We start from the raw sequence: 4,910 nt of genomic DNA, 5'->3' as shown, positions 1-4,910 counted from the left end.
TTGTCAGTCACTGCAGCCATTAAAAAATCCTGTGTATAGAACAATTGGAGAATTACAGGGTAACACGTAGTATCGGATATCATGCACGGAACGGACTCAACAAGGTAGCCTGCCAATCCATGACAGACCGCAGCCCAGACAAATCCCACATCGACGCCCCTGAAGTTGCCGCCTGGTGGGCCGAACGGCGCCAGTATCTCGAGCGAATCCGCAAAGTTCCCGAGATTCGACAGCGATTCTGGCGGGAAGTTGCTATCTACCTGTTACGACGTGTGCTGTGGTCTTACGGCTTCTTCCCCATTTTCATTGCCTTCTGGCTGCCCTTTGTCCTGGCCAGCTTCAACCCGGTAGTCATGGCCGGTGACCTGATCCCGCTGCTGCAGGAGTTCGTCAACTCCAATCCGGAGGAACAGGCCACGACCATCAGCACCCTGACGATCGCCTGGCTGTCGATCGGCTCCTTTTTCCTGATATTCGATTTTGTTCTGACCCCGTTCCGGTCTCCCTATCAATATGAAGCCGATGTTTACATGAAGTCCTGGGAGCAACTTAACCATGATCGGCTTCCGGACAAAATGTGATACGACCGGCATTCTGATCAAGTTCAGACACTTTCTGTTACATAACGTTGCAGACAGTGGTTAAGATGAATCCATAACAAAGCATCCGGAACACTTGGATCAAGAGGTTTTGTCATGGTCGATTTCAGGCCGCTGCTGTTCATCAATGCACTTGCGCTCATGCTTCTGGTTACTGCCGGATTCGCATCGGTTCGCAAGGATCTGGATACCACCGACACCACAGCTCCGGCTCTGGCGCAAACCGTGGAGCATGCCACCGCGCCGGAAACCTCAGCCGCGACAGCACCCACAACCCGGATTGAAGCCGAAACACCGGCACCTGAGGCTGAAGAGCCGCTGTTTGCTGATACCCGCGAGACACCATTGGCAGACACTCCGGAGACGCCGCAGCCCGTCGACAACGCGCTTCAGGCCACCGGCGAACAGACCGAAACAGCGGCAAACAGCGAACCGTTCACCGTTGAACCAATGCCCGAAAACCCGGAAATGCTGGCCATGGCCGAACCGGTTTCGGCTATGCGTTCCCAACGCGACGTGCCGGAGACAAAACCGGCGCCCGAGCCTCCGAAAACCGGCACCCTGGTGTTACGCTCCAACGTGGTGGGCGATCAGGTTACGATCAACGGTAAATCCTATGGCGCCACCCGCCTGGACCTGGAGCTGGACCCCGGCCGCTATGACATCACCATCGAAAAGCCAGGATACCAATCCTGGAGCAATTCAGTGGCACTGGAAGCCGGCGACGAACTCACGCTGGTCGGCAAACTGGAAGCCTTCACCACCGTAAGCTACAGGAATGGTGAATGGCGCGGCGGCGTCACCACTGGTGATGGCACCTGGGAAGATAGCACCGGCCTGCGTTATGAAGGCCACTTCGTGGACGCCGAGTTTGATGGTTCCGGTACCGCCTGGTACGCCGATGGAAGCCGCTACGAGGGCGACTGGAAGCAAGGCGAACGGCACGGTGAGGGGCGCTGGCGCTCCGCAGACGGCACGACTTATACCGGCCAGTTCAAGAACGATCAGTTCCACGGCAAGGGCACGCTTACCCTGGCCAACGGCGACATATTGACCGGAAACTGGGAGCTGGGCCGCATGAATGGCCATGGTTCCCTGACCACCGCCGATGGCATGCTGTACGTTGGTGGCTTTCGGAATGATGAATTCCACGGCCAGGGCGCCCTCACCTACCCGGACGGACGCTCCTACGAGGGCGAATTCTCCAACGGCGAATTTCATGGCAAGGGCTCTGAAGTCTTTGCTGACGGAAAGAAATACGATGGCCAGTACATGGAAGGCAAGTTCCACGGCAAAGGCCTGCTGCGCAACCCTAACGGCAGCTCCATCGAGGCTACTTTCCGCCATGGTGAACCCTATGGACAGGTTCGCCTGACAACCGCGGCCGGCGAAGTGTTTACCGCCCGCACCACGGAACCCGGTGTCTGTTATCGGGAGAAGAGTTATCGGGCAACCCAGTGCCCGCAACTGGAAGGCTGGTAATCACCCGGTCGCAGCACCCACGCGTTTGCAGTAACAGGTTGAGGTAGTGACATGGCAATCAAAAATGCTCTGCTGGTGGACGACTCCAAAGTTGCCAGGTTTGCGCTAAGCAAACTGCTAGAGAGTCGGGACATGGAAGTGAACATGGCGGGATCAGCAGAAGAAGCGCTGGATTTCCTGAAGAGCCACGACCGGCCAGACGTAATCTTTATGGATCACCTGATGCCCGGCATGAATGGCGTGGAAGCCACCAAGGCCATCAAGAACAACCCGGAAACGGCCGGTATTCCGATCATCATGTGTACCTCCAAGAAATCCTCGTCCTTTATGGAAGAGGCGCGCAACTTTGGTGTGTACAACATCCTTACCAAGCCGCCTCACAACGAAGGTCTCAACCTGATGCTGGAGCAACTGGCCAGTGACGTCGAGCAGGGGAATGTGCCAGAAGCACCTGCTGAAATGAACGGCCATGACCTGCGCGAGTCAGATGAAGAACCCATGGACTTTCCGGAGGATGCCTCTGTGCAACTGTCGCCAAAAGCTGAAAGCAGCCTGAACGGTCACAGCGCCCCGAATGTGGTGCCTCTGACCAGCGACCTGATTGAGCAGATTGCCCGCTCGGCGGTCAAGACTCATATCAACAACCGGCTGCATGAACTGCTCAGCTCTCTTTTCGACGAGCAGTTCGATCACCTCAAGCGTGCGCTGGACGAAACCCGCAGCAAGCAGGAAGCCTCCATCGAGGAGCGCCTTGAGTCACTCAGCAAGATGCTGGATGAACGCACCCGCAACCTGCGAGACGAAGTGGCGGCCGAAGTGAACCTGAATCTGGGCCGCGAACTCTCCTCCCTGAAAAAAGAACTCTCCAAAAACGCAGGATTCACCTCCGAGCACATGGCTGAGTTGAAGGATCACATCACCAGCGTACAAACCATCGACACCGAGTTCTGGCAAACCCTGCAGTCGGAAGCCATTCAGCAGGCCCACGAGATATCCCGGGAGACCGCCGAGGACATTGCCCAGCGCACCATCGATTTGTACGTGTCTCAGCAACGCTCGGCCAACTCGCGTATCTATACCGTTGGCCTGGCCATCAGTCTGGGTATTTTCAGTGTAGGCATCGCCTGGTTATCTGGCCTGTTCGGCTAACTGCCCACGAACCTGCTGCCAGTCCTGAGGGGTGTCAACGTCCTGTTGCACCCCGGCTATTTCAACCGGACCGGCTCCGGCCCGGTTCAGAACCACCCCCGCCCCCGCATCGCCCTTAAGCAAAAACAGATCTCCCCAGAGCGATTTCGGAATCCAGGCTGGCACGCCTACCCGCTTGCCATAACTGGCTGCCCAGGGCACCTCTGGCGTCCGCCGGGCCTTTGCGGACAGTCGTCTGAGCCCTTCGGTATCCAGTAAGGGCTGGTCTGCCAACAGCACAAAAACACCCAAAGCAGCGGGAGAAAGTGCCTGCAGGCCGGCAATCAACGACGTCGACAAGCCCTCCCGCCAACGCTCGTTAACCACCCAGCGCGCCGGTTGCCGATTGCAGCGAAAGCGCACCAGAGGGAAGCCTGCGCCCGCAACCACCCACGTCTGCGCCGATAGCTGCCGCGCCTGACCAATAGCGTGCCCTAGCAATGAACCGCCACCTGGCAGCTTCAAAGCCTGCTTGTAACACCCCATTCGCCTCGCCTGGCCGGCTGCCAGCACCAATGCCGGAAACTGCGGATCCTTGCTGCTATGATTCGCGTTTATGATGCGCCCCCTGAAACTGCTGAATGCAGCGATTTTTGCTAGAATTCCGCCATCATGCAACCTGACCACGCCGGACCCTCCATGAACCATCTCTTTGTCGACAACCTCACTGTGATTGATTTCGCCTATCTGGATCCCGCTCGAGGCCTGGTTGGCGAAAGCTGGATTGCCGATGTGGTGCTGGGAGGAGAACTGGACGAACAGGGCATGGTCTTTGACTTCAGCAACGTCAAGCGCACCATCAAAAGGGTGATTGACGAACGCGTGGACCACCGGTTGGTGATTCCCCGCGGATATCAAGGCCTGCAATGGAGCGAGGACGCGCCCAACACTTTCCGCTGGGCACTCTCTGGCGGCGGTCACATCGAGCATAGCTCGCCGGACGAAGCCGTTGTCTGGCTGTCCTCGGACCGGGTCGTCCCGTCTGCCGTGGCCGCCCTGCTGGAAAAGGAGCTTAAAGCCGTTCTGCCCGGCAATGTCATCTCCGTCGACATCAACCTGCGCGAAGAAGTCATCGAAGGCGCCTACTACCACTACGTTCACGGCCTGAAAAAGCACTTGGGCAACTGCCAGCGCATTGCCCATGGGCATCGCTCCCCGATCCGCATTGACCGCAACGGGCACCGGGCCTACGACCTCGAAGAACGCTGGGCGAAGCTCTGGCAGGATATCTATGTAGGCACAGAAGAAGACGTGGCTCGCCGATTCGTGGGCGAGGATGGCATTGGCTATATCACCTTCGAGTATGAAGCCAACCAGGGTGAGTTTGCCCTGACACTGCCTGAGCACCGCGTATACATGCTGGAAACGGACACAACCGTAGAGCTGATTGCCGCCCACATTGCGGACAAACTGAAAGCGGAGTTCTCCGGGGAGGAAATTCAGGTAAAAGCCTACGAGGGAGTGGGCAAAGGCGCTATTGCCATACGGGCCTGAACCGGCCACCCGGGATTGGCGTCCTAAACGGCGCGAATCCCGCCGACCATTCGTTCAGACACAAAAAAACCGCCCAAAGGCGGTTTTTTTGATGGCTATCCGGTGGACTAAACCGTCAAGCCTAATTGGCGTCCCCTAGGGGGTTCG

General features: G+C 57.6%; 5 protein-coding genes. 4 read left to right on the top strand and 1 reads right to left on the bottom strand.

From position 1 onward, the window contains the following. The first annotated feature begins 119 nt into the window (after positions 1 to 119). The 3 genes from B3Y70_RS14660 (at position 120) to B3Y70_RS14650 (ending at position 3,230) form a co-directional block, all read left to right on the top strand. Positions 120 to 581 (top strand): hypothetical protein, encoded by a 462-nt coding sequence (locus B3Y70_RS14660; protein WP_113879016.1) that lies wholly within the window; start codon positions 120 to 122, stop codon positions 579 to 581. 114 nt (positions 582 to 695) lie between these two features. Beyond that, positions 696 to 2,081 (top strand): MORN repeat-containing protein, encoded by a 1,386-nt coding sequence (locus B3Y70_RS14655; RefSeq protein WP_288590001.1) that lies wholly within the window; start codon positions 696 to 698, stop codon positions 2,079 to 2,081. Between the two features lie 51 nt (positions 2,082 to 2,132). Next, entirely contained in the window at positions 2,133 to 3,230 is a 1,098-nt protein-coding gene (locus B3Y70_RS14650; RefSeq protein ID WP_286895170.1) for a response regulator, read from the top strand. Here B3Y70_RS14650 and B3Y70_RS14645 read toward each other — a convergent pair. Then, positions 3,210 to 3,917: a nucleotidyltransferase family protein gene (locus B3Y70_RS14645; RefSeq protein ID WP_273029933.1), complete on the bottom strand. Its 708-nt coding sequence runs from the start codon at positions 3,915 to 3,917 to the stop codon at positions 3,210 to 3,212. The two genes, B3Y70_RS14650 and B3Y70_RS14645, sit on opposite strands and share 21 nt — an antisense overlap. On the opposite strand from B3Y70_RS14645, the gene B3Y70_RS14640 reads away from it, so the two are divergent. Next, positions 3,909 to 4,763, top strand: a complete 855-nt coding sequence (locus B3Y70_RS14640) for a 6-carboxytetrahydropterin synthase (protein WP_014421114.1) — start codon at positions 3,909 to 3,911, stop codon at positions 4,761 to 4,763. The two genes, B3Y70_RS14645 and B3Y70_RS14640, sit on opposite strands and share 9 nt — an antisense overlap. Positions 4,764 to 4,910 lie beyond the last annotated feature (147 nt).

The organism is Marinobacter sp. UBA5687, assembly GCF_002420325.1.
Lineage (GTDB): Bacteria > Pseudomonadota > Gammaproteobacteria > Pseudomonadales > Oleiphilaceae > Marinobacter > Marinobacter nauticus.
This window is presented reverse-complemented; position numbering and strand designations above follow the sequence as displayed.